Raw genomic sequence first — 1,231 nt, forward strand, 5'->3', positions numbered from 1 at the left:
CGTCAATTTAACAGCAGGAGGAACTCTCACCGGAACAGGTGCTTTAACAATTTCCAACCAACTCAACTGGAGTGGAGGGACATTAAGCGGTACAGGGAAAAAGACCGTCAGTGGTACATTAAACCTGAGCGGCGGTCACCTACTAGGTGGAACAACCCTAGAAACCACAGGAACAACAATTTGGACTGGTAATGGAACATTATACACTGGCGACGGAGCAATTTGGAACAATACCAGCACTGGCACTATTGACCTACAAGATGATGCTGATTTTTATCAATGGTATGGAAATCTATCCACCTTCAATAATGCCGGAACACTAATTAAATCGAACGGTACAACTACAGGTGAATCTTCCATTAGTGGACTTTTCAACAATACAGGTACAGTCCAAGTTAAGGCTGGGACATTAACTCTGTATTCAGGAGGAACTAATACTGGTAATTTCAGTATTGATGCGGGAGCGACATTAAACATCACTGGTAATGCTGATTACAACTTCAATACAGGCACTAACATTACTGGAGTTGGCAATTTTGTTGTTAGTTATGTTACAGTCAAAATTGTTCCCGCTTTTAACTACTCAGGAGCAGTTTTCGTCAATAATTCGGGAAATCTGGATATTGGCGCTGCCTCTACTTTGTCTGCTCCCGTCAATTTAACAGCAGGAGGAACTCTCACCGGAACAGGTGCTTTAACCATTTCTAACAAACTCAACTGGAGTGGAGGAGGCACATTAAGCGGTACAGGGAAAAAGACCGTCAGTGGTACATTAAACCTGAGCGGTTATCAAACCCTAGATGGAACAACCTTAGAAACATCAGGTGCAACCGTCTGGACAGGTACTGGCTATTTGAACGGTACTAACAACGCAATTTGGAACAATACCAGCACAGGAACTATTGACTTACAGAGTGACGCAGATTTTTATTATTACTCTACTGCCACCTTCAACAACGCTGGTACTTTCACCAAATCCAACGGTACAACTACAGATGAATCCTATGTAGGCTTCGGTTTCAACAACACAGGTACAGTCCAAGTTAAGACAGGAACATTAAATCTTTCAGGTGGGGGAAGTAATAGCGGTGCATTCAGTATTGATAGTGGAGCGACATTAAAAATTACTAGTAACACCTACAATTTTGATGCAGGTAATAGTGTCACGGGTGCGGGTAACTTCAACATAGAAAGTGGAACAACTACAGTTAATGCCGCTTCTACTTGGTCT

General features: G+C 42.4%; 1 protein-coding gene. It reads left to right on the forward strand.

The genetic code is table 11. The features are described from left to right. Window positions 1-1,231, forward strand: a 1,231-nt coding sequence (locus tag ACIR131C_RS22640) for a hypothetical protein (protein WP_196811761.1), incomplete at both ends; no start/stop codon positions are given.

It is taken from the genome of Dolichospermum circinale AWQC131C, from assembly GCF_000426905.1.
Taxonomy (GTDB): domain Bacteria; phylum Cyanobacteriota; class Cyanobacteriia; order Cyanobacteriales; family Nostocaceae; genus Dolichospermum; species Dolichospermum circinale.